Here is a 22,016-nt window from a genome sequence, read left to right as displayed (position 1 = left end):
GGCCGGGAACCGGCCTAGCGGCGGCCCACGCGCCGTATGGCGCGGTGGACCCTGCCGCTGCGCTCGTGGCGCAGCCGGGAGTGCCGGTCCAGTTCCTCCATGAGTCGCTGGGACCGCTTGTCGACGTCGAGTTCGTCCAGCACCCGGTCCACGTCGGCGAGCAGGGCGCCGTGCAGCTGCCACTGGGCCGGGGAGGTGTGCAGCTGCTCCAGCAGCAGGCGTGCCAGCAGGTCCCGGGCCTCCCGCGCCATCCCCAGCTCCCGCGTGAGCCGCTCCTCCTGCTCCTCCGCGTTCGTGGTGACCTGCGCGGTGATCAGCCGGGAGAAGCTGTGCACGGCGAGCGCCATGTGGCCGAACAGGTCCTGGAGGGCCTCGGTCACCGCCGGTGAGAACAGCGGCTCGTCCGCGCGGGCCCTGGCCAGGTCGGTGAGCGCCCGGGCCGAGACGCGCAGCACGACCGCGCAGATCTCGAGCGTGTCCAGGCCCGTGCGCAGGACGAGGCGGAACATCAGTCCCTCTTCCCGCACACGGGGGTTCATCCGCAGGCTGTCCTCCGCCTGGCGCAGCGCGGCGTCGACTCCGGCGATGTCGTTGTCGAGCCGGCGTGCCTCGTGCAGGCGGACGGCGGCCTCGGCGACGGTGGTGCGGCCGGTGAGCTCGTCCGACATGCCGGTCATCAGCGCGGCCATCCGGGCGGCGAGGTCGTCGATCGCCCGGCTGGCGGGCTCCACCCAGACGGGCGGGGCGAACAGGAGGTTGAAGCCCAGCCCCACCACCGCGCCGATCAGCGTCTCCAGCACCCGGTCCCAGGCGGTGTCCGCCACCCGGGTGACGCCGAGGACCAGCATCGCGCTGATCGCCACCTCCGGGACGAACTCGTCGACGCGGACGAGGTGTCCGACCACCAGTGAGGCGAGGATGACCAGCCCGAGGCTCCACCAGGTCAGGCCCACGAGGGCGCTGAAGCCGATCGCGATCAGCACCCCGGCCACGACCGAGTTCACGCGGCGCACGCCCGTGGTGAGCGTGGAGTACAGGGTGACCTGGACCACGAGGAGGGCGGTGAGCGGGGCCGTCAGGGGTGCGGGCTCGTTGCTGAGCTGGAGCGCGACGACGTACGACACGACGGCGGCCCCGGTGGAGCGGACGCTCTGCACCACCACGGGGTCCCGCCGCCGGGACAGCAGCTTGTGCGGGAGGTGACGGAAGGGAAAGAAGGGACGTGCGAGTTGGGGCATAGCTCGCCTGTTCCCCGTCGGCCGCCAAGATCACCCCCTGGTCAACCCGATGCCACACGCAGCCGCTTCGGGGGATTTTCCCGCCGTCGCGCGATGTGCCCGGTGTGGGCGGGGACGAGCCGCCACACTGGCGGCGTGAGGATCGCCATCATGACAGCAGGGTCGCGGGGGGACGTCGCACCGTACACGGGGCTGGGGGCCGGGCTGGCCCGGGCCGGACACGACGTCACCCTGGTGACCCACGCCGTGTTCGAGCCGCTGCTGGCCGGGTCGGGAGTGCGCTTCCAGGCCGTGCCCGGGGATCCGCGGGCCGAGTTGCACTCGACGCGTGGGCAGGGCCTGCACCGGAGCCGGAACGGGGCCGCGAAGCTGTTGCGGGCCGTCGCGCTGGCCCGGCGCATCGCCCCGGAGATGACGCACTCGCTGGTGCGCGCGGCGCGCGACGCCGACGTCGTCCTGGCCGGAGGGACCGTCGCGCCGCTGGCCTGCGCCATCGCCGCGGGCGTCTCCCGGCCCAGCATGGGCCTCTTCCTCCAGCCGCTGCACGGGACCCGCGAGTTCCCGCCCCCGATGCTCGGAACCCGCTCCCTGGGCCCGCTGGGCAACCGGATGGGCGGGCACGCCGTCGCCGCGGCCGTCGACAGCGTCTTCACCGGGGCCGCGCGGGCCCTGGCCACCGAGCACAGCCTCCCGGCGAGCCGTCTGCCCTCCGCCCGGCGGGCCCGCGAGCGGCAGGGCTGGCCCGTGTGGCACGGCTTCAGCGAGCTGGTGGTTCCCCGGCCCCGCGACTGGCGTCCCGGGCTGGAGGTCTGCGGGTACTGGTGGCCCCACGACAGCGTGAGCCGGCTCCCGCGGGAACTGGAGGACTTCCTCGGAGCCGGACCCGCCCCGGTGTACGTGGGCCTCGGCAGCGCCACCACGCCCGACCCCCGGCGGGTCAGCGCCCACATCGTCACCGCCCTGCGCGCCGCGGGCCTGCGCGGCGTGATCCAGCACGGGTGGGCCGGGTTGTCCGCCGACCAGGACGACATGATCACCATCGGGGACGTCCCGCACTCCCTGCTCTTCCCCCGGATGGCGGCCGTCGTCCACCACGCCGGAGCCGGTACCACCGGCGCGGCCCTGCGCGCGGGCGTTCCCTGCGTCCCCGTCCCCGTCCAGTTCGACGCCTCCTTCTGGGCCTCCCGGCTCGTGGACCTCGGCACCGCACCCGGGGCGGTGCCCTTGCGCCGCCTCGACGCCGACACCCTCGGCTCCGCGCTGCGACGGGTCACGGCCGACCCCTCCTACCGCGAACGCGCCCGGCACATCGCCCGGCGACTGGCCGCGGAGGACGGCGTCGCTCCCGTCGCCGCCGCGCTCGAACGGCTGGTCCGCCCCTGAGCGAGTCCGGCCTCGGCCCTTCCCCGGCGCCCGTTGGGCCGTGCCGGTCATCGTCCCCGGCCGTTCGGGGGAGCCACGGCCGCGTCCGGCGCTCCCCGCAGCCGGGCGCGGGCTCCCCTGAGCGGAAACGAGGGAGAGACACGATGCCGCTCTACCTGTCGAGGTTCAGCTACACCCCGCAGACCTGGGCCCGGCTGACCGGCCACCCCGAGGACCGCGCGAAGGCCGCCCGGACCTACATCGAGTCCGTCGGCGGGAAGCTCCACGGCTTCTGGTACGCCTTCGGCACGCACGACGGCTACAACCTGTGGGAAGCCCCGGACAACGTGTCCATGGCGGCGGTCGCGCTCGCGATCAGCGGAGGGGGTGCGCTCAGCTCGTTCGAGACGACGGTGCTCCTGACCGTCGAGGAGACGCTGGACGCCCTGCGCGCGGCCGAGGGGGTCCGGTACCGGGCTCCCGGCGCGGAGCACTGAGCCCCGGCCGGTGCGGGGGTGCCCGGCGCACCGGACAGCCCCGCCGTCCCGGCGGCTCCCTCCCCCGGTGCGGGTGCCGGTGCCGTTCATCCCCCCTTGGGGGCCGCGGTCAGCACGGCCGCCGCGACCGGCTCGTCGCCGCCGTTGAGGGTGTTCACCACCGTGTCGGTGTCGGTGCTGATCACCGTGACGGTGTCCGCCGCGGAGTTGGTCACGTACGCGCGGCCGGCTGCCGGGTCCACCGCCACCCGGGCCGGCTCGTCGCCCACGGGGAGGGTGGCGACCACCGCGTCGGTGGCGGTGTCGAGCACCGTCACCGTGTCGTCGTCGGCGTTCACCACGTAGGCGCGGGCGCGGCCCGGGTCGACCGCCACCGAGACGGGCAGGCCGCCGACGGGGACGGTGGCGACCACCGCGTTCGTGGCGGTGTCGAGCACCGAGACCGCGTCGCTGCCCTCGTCGGCCACGTAGGCACGGCCGCGGCCGGCGTCCACCGCGGCCCCGGACGGGCGGTCGCCGACGGCGACGGTCGCGACGACCGCGTTCGCGGCGGTGTCGATCACCGAGACCGAGTCCGCGCCGCCGTTGGTCACGTAGGCGCGGGCACGGCCGGGGTCCACCGTGACGCCGGTGGGAGCGTCGCCCACGGGGACGGTGGCGACCACCGCGTTCGCGGCGGTGTCGATCACCGACACGGAGTCGCCGATCGCGTTCACCACGTAGGCGCGGGCCCGGCCCGGGTCCAGTGCGACGTCCCACGGGGCGTCGCCGACGGCGATGGTGGCGACCACGGTGTTGGTGCCGGTGTCGACCACCGACACCGAGTCGCCCTCGCGGTTCACGACGTAGGCGCGCGCCCGGCCCGCGTCCACCTCCACGTCGGTCGGGGTCGCGCCCACGGGGACGGTGGCGAGCAGGTTGTTGTTGCGGACGCCGATCACCGACAGCGTGTCCGCCGAGACGTTGGTGACGTAGAGCCGGCTGACGGGCCGGGGCTCGGAGTCGGCCGCGGCCGCGTGCGCGGTGACGCCGGGCAGCACCGCGGTGCAGGCAGCCGCCAGGACGCCCGCCGGCCACGCCCGGCGCCCGTGCCGCGGCCGCGGCTGTCTCCCCTTCGCGCGCCGTGCGGGCGCGTCGTCGTGGCGGTCCGGCGTTACGGGCATCGCTTCTCCTCTTGGGCTGTGCGCGGGACGGCAGACGGTCCGCACCGGGCGGGCGGCCGTCCGCTGCATCGTGTGCCGGGTGCCATGTCCTCGCCAGGCAGGCATGGCCGAACAGGTCAGCGGGGCCCCCTTCCGGCGTACGGCGGCCACACCCGCGCCCCTGGCAGTACGGGTTCGGCGCAGGCAGCACAGGTTCGGCGCAGACAGCGCACGTGAGGGCGCCGGAGCCGGGTAGAGGCGGGTCATGGACGGTATGCGGAGCGAGCCGAAGGCCGACGACCTGCTCGCGGGCCTCAGCGTGGACACGAGTCAGCCGGAGCAGCCCGTGCTGCTGGACGCGGACGGTGCTCCCATCCGCACATGGCGGGAGAACTACCCCTACGACCGCAAGATCCGCCGCGGGGAGTACGAGTGGACCAAGCGGGTCCTGCAGATCGAGCTGCTCAAGCTCCAGCGCTGGGTGAAGGCTTCGGGCGCCCGACTGGTGGTGATCTGCGAGGGCCGGGACGCGGCGGGCAAGGGCGGGACGATCCAGCGGTTCACCGAGCGGCTCAACCCCCGCGGGGCGCGGATCGTCGCCCTGGACAAGCCGACCGAGCGGGAGGCGGGGCAGTGGTACTTCCAGCGGTACATCGCCCACCTGCCGGCCGGCGCGGAGATCGTCTTCTTCGACCGCTCCTGGTACAACCGGGCGGGGGTCGAGAAGGTGATGGGCTTCTGCAGCGACGAGGAGTACGCCCTCTTCCTGCGCCAGTGCCCGGCTTTCGAGGCCATGCTGGTCGAGGACGGCATGCTGCTCGTGAAGTTCTGGTTCTCGGTCTCCCGCGCGGAGCAGCGCACCCGGTTCGCGATCCGGCAGGTCGATCCGGTGCGCCAGTGGAAGCTGTCGCCGACCGACCTGGCCTCTCTGGACCGGTGGGACGCGTACACCGAGGCCAAGGTGGAGATGTTCCGCGCGACCGACACGGCGGCCGCGCCGTGGACGGTGGTCAAGAGCAACGACAAGCGCCGGGCCCGCCTGGAGGCGATGCGCTACCTGCTGTGGCGGATCGACTACGACAACAGGGACGAGCTCGCCGTCGGCCGGCCGGACCCGCTGATCGTCGGGGCCGCGGACACCCTCTTGGAATCGGGAGAGGAACCGGCGGCCCTCTCCCCCACCCCGCTGGCCGGCCCTCCCGCGGGCCGTGGCCTGCATCCCGATCCTCCCGAGGGGGACGCGTGACGCGTAAGGGCCTCCGAGACCGGGCCCGGAGGCGGACGGAGCAGCTTGGTCCGCTTCACCGGGCCGTGGGCGGGTAGCCGGGCCGTGACAGCAGCGCGCGGCAGGGAGACGAGGGGAAACGATGATCACTGAGGAGCAGCTCACGGCCATGACCGGGTACGCGGCGTACACGGACCAGGGCCAGCGGGTGGGCGGAGTGGACTACGTACTGGTGGACGACACCACCGGCAGGCCCGAATGGGTGCGGATCACCGACCGGGCGTCCGGCCTGGGCGGCGTCTTCGTCCCGCTGCGTCACGCCGCGCTGGATGACGAGCGCCTGGTGCTGCCGTACGCCGTCTCCCTGATCGAACGCGCTCCGTGCGCGGCGCTCGACTGCGGGAGCGTCCTGTCGGTGGCCGAGGAGCAGCAGCTCTTCGCGCACTACGGGATCAGGGACGCCCGGGACGAGGTGAACGCCGAGGGCGGCGCCGGCTGGGGGCAGATGGACCGGGCCGAAACCATCCGGGAGGGCACGGCCGGCCAGGAGGCGCGCGCGTCCCGGCTCCGGCCGGCGCAGCCCGGGCGGTGAGGCGGAGGTGAGCGCGGGGCGGGGCCCGGCCGGTCCGGCCGTATGGGCCCTGCCCCCCGCCACAACCAATTCCCGCCGTGGCGCGTCCTCTTCGCCGGAGCATTCCGTCCCGCCGGGGCGGAGCAGCGGCGAACCAGGAGCGCGTCATCACTACTTCCCTCCCCGACCGTCCCGGACCGGCCGGGCAGGCCCGCCGGCGGGGCGGCATCGGCACGGCACTGCTCGGCGGCGTGGCGGGCGTCCTGCTGACCGCCGTCTTCATGACGGCGATGTGGTGGCCGCGGACCGAGGTGACGTACCGCAGCAGCGCTCCCTCGGCCGTGGCCTATCCGGACCGGTCCCCGTACCACCTGACGCTGGTGCACTACCGCAGCCTGTCGGGGCGGGAGTCCTACCGGATGGTGATCGGCAGGTATTCCGGCCCTTCCTACGGGCACTGGGTGGACGTCGACACCGCGCTGGGCGCGAAGGGGATCGACTCCACGACGTGGACGGAGTCCGGGGTCCGGGTCCGCTTCCCGACCGGCCACGAGATCTTCGTCCCGGCCGCCTCCTTCCTGGGCGGCAGATGACCCGCTGACACGCCGGCCCCTCAGGGCCCGCTTCGGCCTGCGAGGGGGTACGACGCCCGTTCCCGCCACGTCGTACCGTCGTGCACCATGAGCTCGACGGACGTGACGCGGGACGTGAACGGCAGCCCCGGCGCGAGGTCGGCCTCGATCCGTTCGAGCACGGCTTCTTCCCGGCCCTGCGCGATGGTCAGGTGCGGCACGACGTCGGCGAACCGGCCGCCGTACGGCGGAGCCTCGGGCCAACGAGCCGCGATCGCCTCGGTGAGCTGCCGCAGCGGCGTGTCGGGGTCCGGAACGAGGTACAGCACGTCGGGGAACCGTCCGCACCTCTCGAAGCGCAGCTCGAAGGCCGGGTGGCTACCCAGCACCTGCTCGAGGGCGGAGTGGACGAGCCCGTCCACGCGGCTCTCGTCGAGGAACGGGAAGAGCACGGTGACATGGGCCGGCACCCCGGCCGGGGCCGAGGGGTCGAACCGTTTCCGCCACGCCCGGACGGCCGGCTCCGCCTCCGGGATCCGGATGACGAGGCCCGTCTGGCCCGCCTGGAAGGTACTGGCGCTCTGATCTGACATGGCATCGGATGGTGTCACCTCCTCCGCGTGCCCCGCGGCTTCGGCGAGGTCGGCCGCCCCACGGGCCGGAGGAGGCCCGCGCGTACCCGGGTCCCGCGTGGCGTCCGGCCGTGCGCGCACGGGGCGTTCGCCTTACGGCGCCGTCGGCGTCGGCTGGAGGTGCGGGGCGGCCTCGGCCGTGGTGTACGAGGAGGCGAAGGTGAAGGCGCGCGGGGACGGCCCGTGCGCCCGCAGCTCGGCCAGGCGTTCCAGGGCCTCGGCGACGGTCGGGCGGTGGCCCGCGGGGATCCACCAGAGCACCAGGTGTGCCTCGACGTGCCGCTCGAACCATTCGCGGCGGCGCCGCATCACGTCCAAGTGCCCGCTGCGGTAGGCGAAGTCCCACAGCGCCTCCTGCGTCTCCCACACCGTCAGGTTGACGATGACGTCCTCACCCGCCGGGCGCAGGCCGGTGGCGTCGTCCGACCCCTCCTCCACGAGCCGCCACACGAACCCGGGCGCGCCGTCGGCGGCGGCGTTGACCGGGTCGAGCAGCTCGACGAACGGTGTCATCCGCGGGTCGTCGAAGGGGTGGCGGAGGGTGGCCACGTTGAGCTGGGCCAGGTGTGCGGCGTGCGGGGATGCGGTCATGGCCCCATCCCAGCACGCCGCCTGTTTCTATGTCAACGGTTGTTGTTTTTAGAAGGCTCCACCACCACGCAGCACTCGCCGGGCCGGGCGTCCATCCGTGCGCGCACGGGCCCGTCCACGCCGAGCAGCCCCTCCAGCAGGGCCAGGTTCATGCCGCAGACCAGCGGCGGGAAGCGTTCGGCGACGGCGTGGAAGGGGCAGTTGCGCATGCGGACGACGGGCCCGGCCTTCCCGGACTCCTCGACGGCTTCGGCGCCCCGGGCCTCTTCGCCGCCCTCCACGTACGGCTCGTAGCCGCGTGCCACCAGCGTCCGCACGGCCTCTTCGAGGCTGCCGCACGGCTCCGCCGAACCGCGCAGGGCCTCTCCCCTGCCGCGTGCGGCCGCACAGAGCCCGGCGTCCAGCCCGGCGAGCTCGGCGGCTTCGGCGAGCAGCTCGGCCGCGGTGCGGTAGTCGCGGGCCGGCAGCGAGACGGACCGCTCACCCGGCGCCCGCGTGTAGACCTTGGCGGGGCGGCCCGCCCCGGGCCCGGAGCGGCCGGTCAGCCGGCGGCTGCCGCTCTCCAGCAGCCCGGCCTCGGTCAGCTTGTCCAGATGGTGTGCCGCGAGCGTGCGCGCCACTCCGGCCGCCTCCGCGGCTTCGTTGCGGCCGACCTCCCGGCCCTGGGCCGCCACGTACTCGTACAGGCGGCGCCGCACCGGATCCTGCAGCACCGCGATCGCGTCGATGTCCTCCACCCGGCCATTCTAGGAACAACACGGGTTGGAGATAGAAGGCCCGGGCCCCGCCGCCGAAGCGGAGCCCGCCCTCGACGGGGCCGGTCCCGCCGCGCCGGCGAACGGCCGGCACGGCGGGACCGGAGTCCAGGGTGCGCGGGGGCGGTCAGACGTTGCCGCGCCAGGCACCCGTCTCGGCGCCGCGCTCCTCGATGAAGTGCTTGAACCTCTTCAGGTCACCCTTGACCTGCCGGTCGACGAAGCCGAGCTTGTCGGCGATGCTCTCCGCCATCCCCTCGGGGTCGAAGTCCATCATCAGCGTCACCTCGGTGTGCGCCGGGTCGATCGGCCGGAAGGTGACCAGGCCCGACTGCTCCGCCTGACCGCCCACCGTCACCCACGCGACCTTGTGGTCCGGAACCTGCTCCGTGATCTCCGCGTCGAACTCCCGCTTGACGCCGGCCATCTTCGTGACCCAGTGCGTGAGCGTGTCGGTCCGCTGCTCGATCCGCTCCACGCCCTCCATGAACTGCGGGAACGACTCGAACTGCGTCCACTGGTTGTAGGCCGTCGTCACCGGCACGTCAACCTCGATCGACTCCTTGACCTGCGACATCAGCAAAGGCTCCTTCCAGCTTCGGGTGCCCGCCGGCGGCGGCCGGCGGCCAGGACGATCCCTCCCCCGGCCGGCGCACCCTCCCCGCCCGGCCGCGCCAACACCACCCGCCCGGGGAGCGGCCCCTGGCGTGTCCGGGGCAACCGGCCCAGGGAAGCAGGGCACCGGTTGCGCCCGGCCCCGGGGCCCCCGCCGGCGGCCTTCGCCACTACCGCAACCGGGTGACGCCTCCCCGCCGGGCAGGCGCGGATGGCGCCGCCGGCCGGCCGCCGCGGCGAAGATGCCCGGAGCACGCCTTCCGCTCCCACGACTGGAGAGTCACGGTGCTCGAACGCAAGCAGCTCAAGGGCCGCACCCAGGTCACCTTCGTCCTCCCCGAGGACACCCCGGACGGTCCCGTGAGCGTCGTCGGGGACTTCAACCACTGGAACCCCGCCGCCCACCCCCTGACGCCCCGCGGCGACGGCACCCGCGCCGCCACCGTCGCGTTGCGCGCCCACTCCACCCACTCCTTCCGCTACCTCGCCGCCGGCGACTACTGGTTCGACGACGAGCACGCGGACGGCCACGACGGCACCAACGGCCGCCTCCACACCTGACGCGCGGGTCCCCGCGGCCCCGGCCGGCGACACCGCGCGGGCCCGTCAGTCCACCAGCACGCCGGGGTTCAGGATGCCCCGCGGGTCCAGTGCGCCCTTCGCGGCCCGCAGGGCCAGCGCGAAGGGCTCGGGCCGCTGGCGGTCGTAGCCCGGCCGGTGGTCCCGTCCGACGGCGTGGTGGTGGGTGATGGTGGCGCGGTGCCGGTGCAGGACCTCGCCCGCGACGGCCTTGAGGTCGTCCCACAGGGCGACCTCGCCACCGGGCCGGCCGGCGGCCAGCACGGTGAAGTACGGGGCGGCGCCGTCCGGATAGACGTGCGTCAGGCGGCAGTTCACGGTGGCGGGGTGCCCGGTGGCCTTGAGCGCCGCCGCACCGACCTCGCCGCGCACCTCGTCGATCAGGGCGGGCACGCGGTCCCAGGTGGCCGCCGTCTCGAAGGTTTCCGCGACCGCGCCCATCCTGACCAGCCCGTCACGCAGGTAGGGCATCCGCAGGAAGGCCGCGCGCCAGGCGCTCACGGCCGCGTCCCCGGCCGGTGCCTCCCCGCGCCCCCGGCCCGCACCGGTGCTCCCGTCGTGGCGGCCGCCGTGGGAGCGGGCCAGCTCGACGGCGCGCGCGAGCCGGCCGGCCACCGGTTCGTACGCCGACTCGAAGCCGAGGACGAGGACGGAACAGCCGTCGTGCGCGGCGCCCGACAGGGCCGCCTCGCCCGGATCGAGCAGCCGGCAGTTGGCGGGCGCGAGATCCGACTGCGCGAGGTCCCGCACCGCGCGGAGGGCGGCGGTGAAGTCGCTGAAGGCGACCGCCGCGGAGGCCTTGTGACGGGGGCGTTCCTGGAGGCGCATCCAGGCCTCGGTGATGACGCCGAGCGCCCCTTCGGAGCCGAGGAAGAGGCGGTCGGGCGAGGGGCCGGCGCCGGAGGCGGGCAGCCGCCAGGAGCCGCTGGTGCCGGCGGGGGTGACCACGCGCATCGACTGGACGAAGTCGTCGATGTGCGTGCGTCCCGTGGCGTAGTGGCCGCCGGCGCGGGTGGCGAGCCAGCCGCCGAGGGTGGAGAACTCGAAGCTCTGCGGGAAGTGCCGCAGGGTCAGCCCGTGCGGGCGCAGCTGGTCTTCGAGGCCCGGTCCGAGGGCTCCGGCCTGGATGCGTGCGGCGCGTCCCGCGGTGTCGACGTCCAGGACGCGCCCCATGGCGGTGAGGTCGAGGGACAGCACGGCGCGGTGCGCGTCGCCCCGGTACTCCACTCCCCCGCTGACCGAGGAGCCCCCGCCGTAGGGGACGACGGCGATCCGTCGGTCGCCGGCCCACTCCAGGAGGTCGGCCACGCCCTGCTCGTCGGCCGGGCGGGCGACGAGGTCGGGGATGCGGCCCGGCTGCCCGCGCAGGGCGCGCGCCACGTCCCGGTACGCCTTCCCCATGGCGTGGGCGGCGCGGTCCGCCGGGTCCGCGCTGACCAGGTGGGCGAGGCTCTGCGGCGCCTCGACGGCGGGGCCCCTGACGTCCAGGTCGCGGACGCGGGGTACCGGCAGCGGGCGGGCGAGGGTGCCGGGGAGCAGGGCCCCCATCGCGACGCATTCCGCGTCGCCGGGGTGCGCGTCGGTCCATCCCCAGCCCCACCAGGAGCGGGCGCGGGCGGTCGGCCGGGCGGTGGTGCCGTCCATGAGGGGTACTCCTGAGGGGGTGTCGGGTCTGAATTTACCTCGCGGTAAATTACGTACTGGTAATATCTCCGTATGGCAACCCCCCCGTCCAGAGCCGGCACCAAGGGAGTCCCCCGGGAGCAGCGCGCTCGGCAGCTGCTGGAGGCCGCCACGGCCGAGTTCGGGACCCGCGGCTACGCGGCCGCCTCGCTGCCCGCGATCGCCGCGCGCGTGGGCGTCACCAAGACGCTGCTGCACCAGTACTTCGGCACGAAGGAGGACCTCTACGTCGCCTGCCTCGTCCCCGTCGGCGACCGCCTCCTGGAGGCCGTCCGCACGGCGATGGGGGCCGAGGGGACCACCCCGCGAACTCCGCTGCGGGTGCTGCACGGGATCTTCACCGCGCTGGAGGGGCAGCGGGAGGCGTGGTTCGTGCTCTACGACACCACCCTGCCGCCCGGCGGAGAAGCCGCCCGCCGGGCCGCGGAGTACTGGTCGGCCATCGACCGGCTGGCCGCCGCCGGCACCGCCGAACTGCTGCGCGGCGCCGGGTCCGCCGACCCGCTGGACGCCGACGCGCTCCTGTACGTGTGGCGGGACCTCGTCGCGACCCTGGTGCGCTGGTGGGTCAGGCATCCGGAACAGACCCCGCAGGCCATGACCCGGCGTTGCGCCCGCCTGTTCGCTGCCGCCGCGCTCCTCACCCCCGAAGACCTCTGACCGGGGGGCCGGCGCGCGGCCGGCCCGGCGCGGGGCAGGGCGGGGCGGAGAGGGGATGATGGAGGCGTCGGCCGGATCGAGGTGGGTGCCGGTGAGCACGGAGGGAGCCCGTCCAGGCGTGGAAGGCCGGTTCCGCCACCGCGGGGCGGAGCTGGTGTACGACGACGCCGGCAGCGGCCCGGCGGCCGTGTACGCGCACGGCGGTTTCGTCAGCCAGGGCGTCGAGGAGCGGATGGGCCTCTTCGACTGGGCGCCCGTCCTCTCCGCGGGCCGGCGCCTGGTGCGTTACGACGCCCGGGCCCACGGCCGGTCCACCGGCGAGCCCGTGGCCGGCGACTACACCTATGCCTCGTTCGCCGACGACCTGCTGGCCCTGCTCGACCACCTGGGGCTCGCGGAGCCCGCCGCCGCGATCGGCGCCTCGATGGGCTGCGGCACCGTGCTGCACGCCGCCGTCCGCGCACCCGCCCGGTTCTCCCGGCTGGGGCTGCTGATCCCGCCGACCGCGTGGGAGACCCGCGCGGCGTACGCCCGGGCCGGCCGGGAGGCGGCCGACGCCATCGAGCGGGACGGAGCGGGGCCCTGGATCGCCGCCCGGAAGGGCCGTCCGCGCCCGGCGGTCGTCGCCGGCGTCCCGGAGTTCCCGCCGACGCCGCCGGGGCCGGTCCTGCCGTCCGTACTGCGGGGTCTGGCGCGGTCCGACCTGCCCGAGCCCGCCGCGCTCGGGGCCTTGCGGTGCCCGGCCCTGATCCTCGCCTGGGTGGACGACCCGGGCCATCCGCTGGCGACGGCGCACGCCCTGGCCGACTGCCTGCCCGGCGCCGTCCTGCACGTCTCGCGGACCCGGGCGGACGTCCGTACCTGGGGCGAGCGGCTCGCGGACTTCCTCACCCGGTGAGGAACAGCCGGCGGCACGCGCCGCCGCCGGACCGCCCCCTGGCCCGCTCCGGCGTCCGGGCGGGAGGTCCCGGGGCGCGGGCGCCGGCCGGCTGGAGCGCCTGCCGGGTCCGCGCCGGGCCACCGGGGCCCGTATCCGGAGACGATGCGGAACCGACGCGTTTTGCGCCCCGGCCGTACCCGGTCCAGGCTCGGAAGGGGCGGCGCCGACCGCGCGCGCCGCCGGAGGACGGGAGCGATCATGACGGGTGAGCTGTGCCTGGTCACCGGCGCCACCGGCTACATCGGCGGCCGCCTGGTGCCCGAGCTCCTCGACGCCGGGTACCGGGTACGGGCGCTGGCCCGCTCCCCGGAGCGGCTGCGCGACCACCCGTGGGCCGTACGCGTCGAGACGGCGCGCGGCGACGTCACCGACCGGGACGCGCTGGACGCGGCGCTGCGCGGGGTGGACGTCGCCTACTACCTGGTGCACGCCCTCACCGCCGGCCCCGGCTTCGAGGAACGCGACCGGGAAGCGGCCCGGCTCTTCGCCGAACGGGCCCGGCTGGCCGGCGTACGGCGCATCGTCTACCTCGGCGGACTCACCCCGCCCGGCCTGCCCCCCGAGGGGCTCTCACCCCACCTGCGCTCCCGGGCCGAGGTGGGACGCATCCTGCTGGCGTCCGGCGTGCCCTGCACCGTGCTGCGGGCGGCCGTGGTCATCGGCTCCGGCTCGGCCTCCTTCGAAATGCTGCGCTACCTGACGGAACGGCTGCCCGTCATGATCACGCCCAGCTGGCTGGGGACCCGGGTGCAGCCCATCGCCGTCCGGGACGTGCTCCGCTACCTCGTCGGCAGCGCCGCCATGCCCCCGGAGGTCAGCCGGGCCTTCGACATCGGCGGCCCGGACATCCTGACGTACGAGCAGATGATGCACCGTTACGCCGCCGTCGCCGGGCTCCCGCACCGGCGCATCCTGCGCGTGCCCATGCTCAGCCCGGGGCTGTCCAGCCTCTGGATCGGCCTGGTCACCCCCGTGCCCCGGGCACTGGCCCGGCCGCTCGCCGAGTCCCTGCGCCACGAGGTGGTGTGCGCCGAGCACGACATCGCCCGCTGGGTGCCCGACCCGCCCGGCGCCCCCCTCCCCTTCGGCCGGGCGCTGGAACTGGCCCTGCGGCAGGTGCGGGAGGCCCGGGTGGCGACCCGGTGGTCCTCCGCCTCCCTGCCCGGCGCCCCGAGCGACCCCCTGCCCACCGACCCCGACTGGGCCGGCGGCAGCCTCTACACCGACCACCGCAGCGCCGAGGTCGCGGCCCCGCCCGGGGCCCTGTGGCAGGTGGTGGAGGGCATCGGCGGGGAGCACGGCTGGTACTCCTTCCCGCTGGCCTGGGCCGTCCGCGGCTGGCTGGACCGGCTGGTGGGCGGCGCCGGCATCCGCCGCGGGCGCCGCGACGCCACCCGGCTGCGGGTGGGCGACGCGCTCGACTTCTGGCGGGTGGAGGAGATCGAGCCGGGCCGGCTGCTGCGGCTGCGCGCCGAGATGCGGGTGCCCGGGCTGGCCTGGCTGGAGATGTACGCCGAACCCGACCCGGCGCACGGGGGCCGTTCGCGCTACCGCCAGCGCGCCCTGTTCCACCCGCACGGCCTGCTCGGCCACGTGTACTGGTGGGCGGTGAGCCCCTTCCACGCGGCGGTGTTCGGCGGCATGGCCCGCAACATCGCCCACGCGGCGGAACAGGCCGCCGCCCCGGCGGCGCCGCCCGCGGAGCCGGCCGCGCCCGACCGGCCCGCGGCCCCTGCCGCGCCGGACCCGCGGCCGCGGCCGTGACCGGCTGAACCCCGCCGGCCCGGCCCCCTCTCCCCGCCTCCGACGAGGGCGCGCGGGCGCCAAGTGACCCGTGCGTACTGCACGTCGGGCTGGTGACAAACACGACTGTCGCGCGCTCCCGGCCACGTGTCACCTTTGGTCACGTCACCGACCGAGGGAGCAGGTGTGAACAAGGGGCATGCGGCCTTCTGCGACGCCGACCACTGGTTCTACGACGCCCCCTACCGGCGGGCCGGCGAGAGCTACCCGTTGGCCCTCGCCCCGGTGCCCGAGGGGTGGCGCTCGCACCGCAGCGGCGACTGGCTCGCCCTGCGCCCGCTCGGCCTCGACCTGCCCTCCCAGGGCTGGAAGATCCACGTCTCGGCCCGCCTCGACAACGCGGAGGCCGTCCTCGGCAAGGTGTACGCCTACTGCGTCGAGCGGGACATCGCCTTCAAGTTCGTACCCAGCCGCTACCTGCTGCACCTGCGCAACGCCAAGTACGCGGACCGCTCGGCGAGCGGCAAGTTCCTCACCGTCTACCCCGCCGACGCCGGCGCCTGCCGGCGCGTCGCCGAGGACCTGGACGCCCTGCTGGCCGGCGAGTCCGGCCCGTACATCCTCAGCGACCTGCGCTGGAACGACGGCCCGGTCCACCTGCGGTACGGCAGCTTCACCCTGCGGCACTGCTACGACGCCGACGGCGAGGTGGTCCCGGCCGTCGAGGCGCCCGACGGGCGCCTGGTGCCGGACGCCCGGGGCCCGGTGTTCCAGCCGCCCGCCTGGGTCGAACTGCCGGCCTTCCTGAAGCCCCACCTGGACCGGCGCTCGGCCGTCACCCTCGAAGGCGTCCCCTACGCCGTCGAGCGGGCCCTGCACTTCTCCAACGGCGGCGGGGTCTACGCCGGCCGCGACACCCGCACCGGCGAGCCGGTCGTCCTCAAGGAGGGCCGCCCCTTCGCCGGGCTCGCCGCGGACGAAGCGGACGCCGTGACCCGCCTGCACCGGGAACGCAAGGCGCTGGAGCAGCTGGACGGGCTGGACTGCGTTCCGTCCGTCCACGGCGCCTTCACGGTCGGGGACCACCACTTCCTGGCGCTCCAGTACCTCGAAGGCCGTCCCCTCAACACCTACTTCGCCCGCCGGCACCCGCTGATCGAGGCCGATCCCGACCCCGCGGAGCTGGCCTCGTACACCGACTGGGCACTGAAGATCCACGCCCGGGTGACGGAGGCCGTCGACGCCGTCCACGCACGCGGCATCGTCTTCAACGACCTGCACCTCTTCAACATCATGGTCGCGGAGGACCCCGCCACCGGCGAACCCTCCGTCGCCCTGCTCGACTTCGAGGCCGCCGCGCACGTCGACGAGGGCCTGCGCCAGACGGTCGCCAACCCGGCCTTCGTCGCTCCGGCCGACCGGCGCGGCTTCGCCGTCGACCGCTACGCGCTGGCCTGCCTGCGCCTGGCCCTGTTCCTGCCGCTGACCAGCCTGCTCGTGATGGACCGGGCCAAGGCGGCGCATCTCGCGGACATCGCCGCGGCGCAGTTCCCCGTGCCCCGGTCCTTCCTCGACGAAGCGGTCCGGGAGATCCTCTCCGGACCGGCGGCCGACGGCCCCGACGGGCGGATACCCGCCCCGCCGCGCCCGTACCTGCCGGCCGAGCCGGGGGACTGGCCGGCCGCCCGCGCCTCCCTGACGGCGGCCCTGCACGCCACCGCCACCCCCGATCGCGAGGACAGGCTCTTCCCCGGCGACCCGGCCCAGTTCGCCACCGCCGCCGGCGGAACCGCCTTCGGCCACGGCGCCGCCGGGGTCCTGTACGCGCTCGCGGAGACGGGCGACGCGCCCTGGCCCGAGGCCGAGGAATGGCTGCTCGCCCGCACGGCGGAACCTCCGTCGGGGACCCCGCTCGGCTTCTACGACGGCCTCGCCGGACTGGCCTGGACCCACGACCGGCTCGGCCACCGCGACCGCGCGCTCACGCTCGTGGAGCGCCTCCTGGAGCAGCCGTGGCAGTCCGCGGGCCCCGACCTGCACGGCGGCCTCGCCGGCATCGGCCTGGCGCTGGACTCCCTCGGCACGGCCACCGGCGAACGCGCCCTGCACGCCACCGCGCTGCGCTGCGCCGACCTGGCCTGCGAGGCGGCCCCCGGGCTGAAGCGGACGGGGCTCCTGTACGGCCACAGCGGGATCGCCCTGCTGCTCCTGCGCCTCTACGAGCGCACCGGCGAGCCGGAACTGCTCCAACGCGCCGGGCTGTTCCTGCACCGGGACCTGGACCACTGCGTGACCAGCGCCTTCGGCACCCTCCAGGTGGACGAGGGGTGGCGCACCATGCCCTACCTCGGCGCCGGCAGCGTCGGCATCGGCATGGTCCTCGACGACTGGTGCGCGTACGCGGCGGACGACCGCTTCGACAAGGCCCGGGCCCAGATCGTCCAGGCGGCCCAGGCGACCTTCTACGCCCAGCCCGGGCTGTTCCGCGGCGCCGCCGGCATGATCCTGCACCTGGCGCGGACCACCACGCCCGGCCCCGGCACCCGCCCCGAGGACATCGCCCGGCAGGTCGAGGCGCTGGCCCGCCACGCGCTCCCGTACCGGGGACACCTCGCCTTCCCCGGCGAGCAGATGATGCGCCTGTCCATGGACCTGTCCACGGGCACCGCCGGCGCGCTCCTCGCCCTCGGCAGCGCCGCGACCGGCGGTCGCGCGCACCTGCCGTTCCTCCCGCCGCCGCGCACCGCGGCGGCCCCAGAGCCGGTCCCCCCACGGGGGGCCGTGACCCATCGGAACACCACAGAGAAGAAGAGGAACCAGTCATGACGCTTCTGGACCTGCAGTCGATGGAGACCCCCAAGGAAGAGACCACCGAGGCCGCGCACCTCACGGGCGGTGGCAGCCGCGCCAGCCTGCTCCTGTGCGGCGACAGCAGCCTGAGCGTGACGACCTGTAACTGATCAGGTCCTTTCCGGGCCCGGGCGATTCGTCGCCCGGGCCCGTACCGCACCCCCGGGTACCCGAGGAGCCGCCGCCCATGACCGCGCCCGATGCCTCCGGTGAGGCGGCGGCCGCCCAGAGTGCCGACCGGGCACTGCGGGCGGCCGCACGGCACAGCGCCGGCCGCACCGCCGCCGTGGCCGGCTGTTCGCTGGCCGCCGCCTGCGCCGCGCTCGCCGAACCGGCCGTCCTCGGCCACGCCCTCGACCTGCTGTTGCGCCGCGACCCGTCCGGCACGCTGTGGACCCTGTGCTGCGCGGCGGTGATCGCCGCCGAGGTGCTGCTGGACGCGGCGACGGCCCGGCTCACGGGCAGCGTCGACGCCCGCTCCACCGCCTGGCTGCGACGGCGCGGGCTCGCCGCCCTGCTGCGTACGGCACCGCACCACGCGGCCCGCCACTCCCCCGGCGAAGTCTCGGCCCGGCTCACGGCGCACGCCACCGGTGCGGGCACCGTTCCCGCGGCCGTCGCCACCGCCGCCACCGCCCTGCTGCCGCCGCTCGGGGGCCTCGTGGCCCTGTTCCTCATCGACGTCTGGACCGCGCTGGCCTTCCTCGCCGGCGTGCCCCTGCTGGCCGTGCTGCTGCGGGCCTTCGCCCGCGCGTCGGGCGCCAGCGTCAGCCGCTACCAGCAGGTGCAGCTCGCCCTGGCCGGACGCCTCGCCGAGGCCCTGGCCGGGGCCCGCACCATCGCCGCCGCCGGCACCGCGGAACGGGAGGCGGCGCGGATCCTCGAACCCCTGCCCGAACTGGGCCGCGAGGGGCGGCGGACGTGGCGGATCTACGGGGCGACCATGGCCCGCACCAGCGCCCTCATGCCCCTCCTCCTGTACGTGGTCCTCGGCGTGGGCGGCGTCCGCCTGGCGGCCGGCGCGCTCGGAGTCGGCGGCCTGCTCGCCGCCGTGCGCTACGCGGGCCTCGCGGCCGGCGCCGGCGCCGTGACGGGCCGGCTGGCCGCCGTGGTGCGGGGCAGGGCCGCCGCCCGCCGCACGGCAGCCCTCCTCGACCTGCCCGCACTCGCCCACGGCGAACGGGAACACGCCGCCGACGGGCCCGGCACCCTGGAGCTGCGCGGCGTCCGCGTCGAGCGTGCGGGTGCGGCCGTCCTGCGGGACGTCGACCTGCTGCTCCCGGGCGGCACCACCACCGCCGTCGTGGGCCGTTCGGGCTCCGGCAAGACCCTGCTGGCCGCCGTCGCCGGCCGGCTGACCGGCTGTGACGCGGGCCAGGTGCTGCTGGACGGCACGCCCCTGGAGGACCTCACCGCCGCGGCCCTGCGCCGGGAGGTCGGCCACGCCTTCGACCGGCCGGCGCTGTTCGGGCGGAGCGTCGGCGCGGCCATCGCCTTCGGGGCCCGGCCCGAGCCGGCCGCGGACGCCGTGCGCGCGGCGGCCAGGGCCGCCGGAGCCGACCCGTTCGTCCGCCGCCTGCCCGAGGGCTACGGGACGCCGCTCGCCGACGCCCCGCTGTCCGGCGGCGAGCTGCAACGCCTCGGACTGGCGAGGGCGTTCTGCGGGGGGCACCGCCTGCTCGTGCTGGACGACGCCACCTCCAGCCTGGACACCGTCACCGCCCGCGAGGTGGAGCACGCGCTGGCCCACCGGGTGGGGGCCCGGACCCGCCTCGTCGTCACCCACCGCGCCTCCACGGCCGCCCGGGCCGACCTCGTCGTATGGCTGGAGGAGGGCCGGGTGCGGGCGACCGGGACGCACGAGAGGCTGTGGCAGGACCCCGCCTACCGCGCGGTGTTCGGCGCCGCCGGGGAGCCCGGCCCCGCCCCGTCCGGAGAGCCCGCCGCCCGCGGGGCGGTCCGGTGAGCGAGAACGGCGCCTGGCGGCGCATCGGCGGCGAAGGACGCCGCTTCCTGCGCGGCCGCGCCCGGACGCTCACCGCCCTCGCCCTGTGGTCGCTGCTCGAGTCCGCCCACACCTTCCTCGGCGGGTACGCGGTGGCCCGCGCCCTGGACGACGGCTTCCTGGCCTCCCGGACCGGCACCGGCATCGCCTGGCTCGCCGTGGCCGGGGCCGGCGCCCTCCTGGGCGGGCTCGCCCTGCGGGGGGTCTTCGCGGGGCTCGCGGACCTGGTCGAACCGCTGCGCGACGGGCTGGTGCGCCGGGCCGTCCGCCAGGCCCTGGAGCGCGCCGTCGCCGACCCGGCGCGGGCCGGGCACGCGGGGGCCGTGTCCCGGCTGGCCCAGCAGACCGAGATGGCCCGGGACTCCTTCGCGGGGCTGGTCCTCGTCGCCCGGTCGTTCGTCTTCACCGCGGCGGGCGCCCTGGCGGGGATGGCCGCGCTGGCACCGGTCCTGCTGCTGTTCGTCCTGCCGCCCCTGCTCCTGGGGACGGCCGGCTTCCTGCTCACGCTCCGCCCCATGGCGCGGGTGCAGCGGCGGGCGCTCGACACCGACGAGGCCCTGGCCGCGCGGACCGGTGAACTCGCGGCGGGCCTGCGCGACGTGGTCGCCTGCGGGGGCGGGGCCGAGGCGGGGGCCGGCCTGGAGCTGCTGATCGCCGCGCAGGAGCGGCTGACCCGCCGGCTCGCCCGGTGGGCCGCCCTGCGGACCGTGGCGCTCGGGGTCGCGGGCCGGCTGCCCGTCGTCGCGCTGCTGCTGGGGGCGCCCTGGCTGCTGGCGCGGGGGCTGAGCGCGGGCGCCCTGGCCGCGGCCCTGACCTACCTGGTCCAGTCCCTGCTGCCCGCGCTCGACTCCCTCATGGGGGCGCTCGGCTCGGCGGGCACCCGGCTCGTGGTGGTCCTGGACCGCTTCTGCCCGCAGGAGCAGCCGACGGGGGCGCCGCTCGCGGAACCGGCCCCCGCCCCGGCACCGGCCCCGGCCCCGCAGGAGCCGGTTCCCGCGGCCGAGCTGCGCCAGGTGCGCTTCGCGTACGGGCCCCACGCCCAGCCCGTGATCGACGGCCTCGACCTGACCCTGCGCCAGGGGGAGCACCTGGCCGTCGTCGGGCCGAGCGGCATCGGCAAGTCCACGCTCACCGCGCTGCTTGCGGGGCTCCTGCCGCCCGGCCGCGGCACCGTGCTCCTGGCCGGGGCCCCGGCCCGCCGGGGCGCCGGCCCCCGGGGGCCCGATCCCCGGCGGACCCTGCTGCCGCAGCAGGCGTACGTGTTCACCGGCTCCGTCCGCGAGAACCTGACGCACCTGTGCCCCGGCCCCGTGCCCGCGCAGCGGCTGGAACGGGCCGTGGCGGCCCTCGGCGCGGACGGCCTCGTGGACCGGCTGGGCGGCCCGGACGCGCCGCTCGACCCGGCCGGGCTCTCCCAGGGCGAGCGGCAGCAACTGGCCCTGGTGGCCGCGTACCTGTCGCCCGCGCCGCTGCTGCTGCTCGACGAGGCCACGTGCCACCTCGATCCGCGGACCGAGGAACGCGCGGAACGGGCGCTCGCCGACCGCCCCGGCACCCTCGTCGTCGTGGCCCACCGCATCTCCTCCGCGGCGCGGGCCGACCGGGTCCTCGTCCTCGACGGGACCCGCGCCGTCTGCGGTACGCACGCGGACCTCCCGGCCAGGTCGGCCCTGTACCGGGAGCTCGTGGGGGTGTGGGAGGCGCGGGTGTGAGCGGGCGGGCCGGGCCTCAGACCCAGCCGGCGCTCCGGGAGATCCGGATGGCGTCTATCCGGTTGCGGGCGCCGGTCTTGCGCGTGACGGCGGCCATGTAGTTGCGCACGGTGCCGCTGGCGAGGTGCAGGGCGTGCGCGATCTCGGCGACGGAGTCGCCTTCCGCGGCCCTGGCCAGGACGCTCAGTTCGCGCGGGCTCAGCGGCATGGGGTCGGCGTCCAGGAAGGCGGAGGCCAGGGAGGGGTCGACGAAGCGTTCCCCGGCGGCGACCTTGCGGATGGCGCGGACCAGCCGGCCGGGCGAGCCGTCCTTGTCCACGTAGCCGCGGGCCGCGGCCTGGACGCCGCGACGCAGCGAGCCGGGCGCGCCCGACGTGGCGAGCACCAGCAGCGGGGCGGGCGGGCCGGCGACCGGGCCCGCGGCCCCGGGGCGGGCCCCGAGGGTGGCGGACGCGCCCGGACAGTCCAGGTCGACGACGGTCACGTCCGGGCGTAAGGACTCGGCCTGGCGCGCGGCCGTGCGCCAGCCGGCGCACGTCACCTCGAAGCCGCCCACGGATCTCAGCAGAGCGGCGAGCGCCGACCACACGAGGCTGACGCTGTGCAGGACGAGGACCTTGGTCATCCGGGCTCTCCTCGGGTGG

At 75.8% G+C, this 22,016-nt stretch carries 21 protein-coding genes; 13 read left to right on the top strand and 8 right to left on the bottom strand.

What is annotated here, in order from left to right:
• Positions 1–14 precede the first annotated feature (14 nt).
• Positions 15–1,238 (bottom strand): aromatic acid exporter family protein, encoded by a 1,224-nt coding sequence (locus AB0D45_RS19535; RefSeq protein ID WP_361610381.1) that lies wholly within the window; start codon positions 1,236–1,238, stop codon positions 15–17.
• A gap of 150 nt (positions 1,239–1,388) precedes the next feature.
• Here AB0D45_RS19535 and AB0D45_RS19530 point away from each other — a divergent pair, with 150 nt between their 5' ends.
• Positions 1,389–2,621 (top strand): glycosyltransferase, encoded by a 1,233-nt coding sequence (locus tag AB0D45_RS19530; protein WP_361610380.1) that lies wholly within the window; start codon positions 1,389–1,391, stop codon positions 2,619–2,621.
• A 143-nt stretch (positions 2,622–2,764) separates the two neighbouring features.
• On the top strand, positions 2,765–3,097 hold the full coding sequence (locus AB0D45_RS19525) for a GYD domain-containing protein (RefSeq protein WP_362460537.1): 333 nt from the start codon (positions 2,765–2,767) through the stop codon (positions 3,095–3,097).
• An 86-nt stretch (positions 3,098–3,183) separates the two neighbouring features.
• On the opposite strand, the gene AB0D45_RS19520 is transcribed toward AB0D45_RS19525, so the two are convergent.
• Positions 3,184–4,260, bottom strand: a complete 1,077-nt coding sequence (locus AB0D45_RS19520) for a YncE family protein (RefSeq protein WP_362460534.1) — start codon at positions 4,258–4,260, stop codon at positions 3,184–3,186.
• Between the two features lie 253 nt (positions 4,261–4,513).
• Between AB0D45_RS19520 and ppk2 the strand changes: the two genes are divergently transcribed.
• The 3 genes from ppk2 (at position 4,514) to AB0D45_RS19505 (ending at position 6,628) form a co-directional block, all read left to right on the top strand.
• Positions 4,514–5,485 (top strand): polyphosphate kinase 2, encoded by a 972-nt coding sequence (gene ppk2, locus AB0D45_RS19515; RefSeq protein WP_362460568.1) that lies wholly within the window; start codon positions 4,514–4,516, stop codon positions 5,483–5,485.
• Positions 5,486–5,606: 121 nt separating this feature from the next.
• A complete protein-coding gene (locus AB0D45_RS19510; protein ID WP_362460531.1) occupies positions 5,607–6,056 on the top strand; it encodes a PRC-barrel domain-containing protein in 450 nt (149 codons plus the stop codon).
• Positions 6,057–6,133: 77 nt separating this feature from the next.
• Positions 6,134–6,628: a hypothetical protein gene (locus AB0D45_RS19505; protein ID WP_362460528.1), complete on the top strand. Its 495-nt coding sequence runs from the start codon at positions 6,134–6,136 to the stop codon at positions 6,626–6,628.
• 20 nt (positions 6,629–6,648) lie between these two features.
• On the opposite strand, the gene AB0D45_RS19500 is transcribed toward AB0D45_RS19505, so the two are convergent.
• The 4 genes from AB0D45_RS19500 to AB0D45_RS19485 all read right to left on the bottom strand — a co-directional run bounded on the left by AB0D45_RS19500 (position 6,649) and on the right by AB0D45_RS19485 (position 9,162).
• Positions 6,649–7,200 (bottom strand): 2'-5' RNA ligase family protein, encoded by a 552-nt coding sequence (locus tag AB0D45_RS19500; RefSeq protein WP_362460526.1) that lies wholly within the window; start codon positions 7,198–7,200, stop codon positions 6,649–6,651.
• 132 nt (positions 7,201–7,332) lie between these two features.
• Entirely contained in the window at positions 7,333–7,830 is a 498-nt protein-coding gene (locus AB0D45_RS19495; RefSeq protein WP_362460523.1) for a DUF3291 domain-containing protein, read from the bottom strand.
• 32 nt (positions 7,831–7,862) lie between these two features.
• A complete protein-coding gene (locus AB0D45_RS19490; protein ID WP_362460521.1) occupies positions 7,863–8,567 on the bottom strand; it encodes a helix-turn-helix domain-containing protein in 705 nt (234 codons plus the stop codon).
• A 145-nt stretch (positions 8,568–8,712) separates the two neighbouring features.
• A complete protein-coding gene (locus AB0D45_RS19485; RefSeq protein WP_362460519.1) occupies positions 8,713–9,162 on the bottom strand; it encodes an SRPBCC family protein in 450 nt (149 codons plus the stop codon).
• A 323-nt stretch (positions 9,163–9,485) separates the two neighbouring features.
• Here AB0D45_RS19485 and AB0D45_RS19480 point away from each other — a divergent pair, with 323 nt between their 5' ends.
• Entirely contained in the window at positions 9,486–9,761 is a 276-nt protein-coding gene (locus AB0D45_RS19480) for an isoamylase early set domain-containing protein (RefSeq protein WP_361609654.1), read from the top strand.
• Positions 9,762–9,806: 45 nt separating this feature from the next.
• Here AB0D45_RS19480 and AB0D45_RS19475 read toward each other — a convergent pair whose 3' ends face one another.
• Positions 9,807–11,423 carry an FAD-binding oxidoreductase gene (locus AB0D45_RS19475; protein ID WP_362460516.1) on the bottom strand — a complete coding sequence of 539 codons (1,617 nt, stop codon included), beginning with the start codon at positions 11,421–11,423 and terminating at the stop codon, positions 9,807–9,809.
• Positions 11,424–11,495: 72 nt separating this feature from the next.
• On the opposite strand from AB0D45_RS19475, the gene AB0D45_RS19470 reads away from it, so the two are divergent.
• The 7 genes from AB0D45_RS19470 to AB0D45_RS19440 all read left to right on the top strand — a co-directional run bounded on the left by AB0D45_RS19470 (position 11,496) and on the right by AB0D45_RS19440 (position 21,372).
• A complete protein-coding gene (locus AB0D45_RS19470; RefSeq protein WP_362460513.1) occupies positions 11,496–12,122 on the top strand; it encodes a TetR/AcrR family transcriptional regulator in 627 nt (208 codons plus the stop codon).
• A 91-nt stretch (positions 12,123–12,213) separates the two neighbouring features.
• Positions 12,214–13,020, top strand: a complete 807-nt coding sequence (locus AB0D45_RS19465) for an alpha/beta fold hydrolase (protein WP_362460510.1) — start codon at positions 12,214–12,216, stop codon at positions 13,018–13,020.
• 240 nt (positions 13,021–13,260) lie between these two features.
• A complete protein-coding gene (locus AB0D45_RS19460; RefSeq protein ID WP_362460508.1) occupies positions 13,261–14,826 on the top strand; it encodes an SDR family oxidoreductase in 1,566 nt (521 codons plus the stop codon).
• Between the two features lie 165 nt (positions 14,827–14,991).
• Positions 14,992–17,631, top strand: coding sequence for a class III lanthionine synthetase LanKC (gene lanKC, locus AB0D45_RS19455; protein WP_362460505.1), 2,640 nt, complete (start codon positions 14,992–14,994; stop codon positions 17,629–17,631).
• The gene (locus AB0D45_RS19450; protein ID WP_362183365.1) at positions 17,628–17,765 is read left to right on the top strand and encodes a SapB/AmfS family lanthipeptide; all 138 of its coding nucleotides are present in this window, start codon (positions 17,628–17,630) and stop codon (positions 17,763–17,765) included. The genes lanKC and AB0D45_RS19450 overlap by 4 nt, the downstream gene beginning before the upstream one ends.
• Before the next feature lie 77 nt (positions 17,766–17,842).
• Positions 17,843–19,621: an ABC transporter ATP-binding protein gene (locus tag AB0D45_RS19445; RefSeq protein ID WP_362460502.1), complete on the top strand. Its 1,779-nt coding sequence runs from the start codon at positions 17,843–17,845 to the stop codon at positions 19,619–19,621.
• Positions 19,618–21,372 carry an ABC transporter ATP-binding protein gene (locus AB0D45_RS19440; RefSeq protein ID WP_362460500.1) on the top strand — a complete coding sequence of 585 codons (1,755 nt, stop codon included), beginning with the start codon at positions 19,618–19,620 and terminating at the stop codon, positions 21,370–21,372. The genes AB0D45_RS19445 and AB0D45_RS19440 overlap by 4 nt, the downstream gene beginning before the upstream one ends.
• Positions 21,373–21,388: 16 nt before the next feature.
• Here the strand turns inward: AB0D45_RS19440 and AB0D45_RS19435 are convergent, their stop codons facing one another.
• Positions 21,389–21,997 (bottom strand): response regulator transcription factor, encoded by a 609-nt coding sequence (locus AB0D45_RS19435; RefSeq protein ID WP_362460497.1) that lies wholly within the window; start codon positions 21,995–21,997, stop codon positions 21,389–21,391.
• Between the last annotated feature and the right edge of the window lie 19 nt (positions 21,998–22,016).

The sequence above is a fragment of the Streptomyces sp. NPDC048352 genome (assembly GCF_040651895.1).
GTDB lineage: Bacteria > Actinomycetota > Actinomycetes > Streptomycetales > Streptomycetaceae > Streptomyces.
This window is presented reverse-complemented; position numbering and strand designations above follow the sequence as displayed.

Bases quoted from the DNA above. Each gene is read 5' to 3' on its own strand.
- AB0D45_RS19495 (WP_362460523.1), bottom strand. From the start codon at position 7,830: ATGACCGCATCCCCGCACGCCGCACACCTGGCCCAGCTCAACGTGGCC.
- AB0D45_RS19450 (WP_362183365.1), top strand. From the start codon at position 17,628: ATGACGCTTCTGGACCTGCAGTCGATGGAGACCCCCAAGGAAGAGACC.
- AB0D45_RS19520 (WP_362460534.1), bottom strand. From the start codon at position 4,260: ATGCCCGTAACGCCGGACCGCCACGACGACGCGCCCGCACGGCGCGCG.
- AB0D45_RS19530 (WP_361610380.1), top strand. From the start codon at position 1,389: ATGACAGCAGGGTCGCGGGGGGACGTCGCACCGTACACGGGGCTGGGG.
- AB0D45_RS19510 (WP_362460531.1), top strand. From the start codon at position 5,607: ATGATCACTGAGGAGCAGCTCACGGCCATGACCGGGTACGCGGCGTAC.
- AB0D45_RS19485 (WP_362460519.1), bottom strand. From the start codon at position 9,162: ATGTCGCAGGTCAAGGAGTCGATCGAGGTTGACGTGCCGGTGACGACG.
- AB0D45_RS19535 (WP_361610381.1), bottom strand. From the start codon at position 1,238: ATGCCCCAACTCGCACGTCCCTTCTTTCCCTTCCGTCACCTCCCGCAC.
- AB0D45_RS19475 (WP_362460516.1), bottom strand. From the start codon at position 11,423: ATGGACGGCACCACCGCCCGGCCGACCGCCCGCGCCCGCTCCTGGTGG.
- AB0D45_RS19525 (WP_362460537.1), top strand. From the start codon at position 2,765: ATGCCGCTCTACCTGTCGAGGTTCAGCTACACCCCGCAGACCTGGGCC.
- AB0D45_RS19500 (WP_362460526.1), bottom strand. From the start codon at position 7,200: ATGTCAGATCAGAGCGCCAGTACCTTCCAGGCGGGCCAGACGGGCCTC.
- AB0D45_RS19470 (WP_362460513.1), top strand. From the start codon at position 11,496: ATGGCAACCCCCCCGTCCAGAGCCGGCACCAAGGGAGTCCCCCGGGAG.
- AB0D45_RS19445 (WP_362460502.1), top strand. From the start codon at position 17,843: ATGACCGCGCCCGATGCCTCCGGTGAGGCGGCGGCCGCCCAGAGTGCC.
- ppk2 (WP_362460568.1), top strand. From the start codon at position 4,514: ATGCGGAGCGAGCCGAAGGCCGACGACCTGCTCGCGGGCCTCAGCGTG.
- AB0D45_RS19435 (WP_362460497.1), bottom strand. From the start codon at position 21,997: ATGACCAAGGTCCTCGTCCTGCACAGCGTCAGCCTCGTGTGGTCGGCG.
- AB0D45_RS19460 (WP_362460508.1), top strand. From the start codon at position 13,261: ATGACGGGTGAGCTGTGCCTGGTCACCGGCGCCACCGGCTACATCGGC.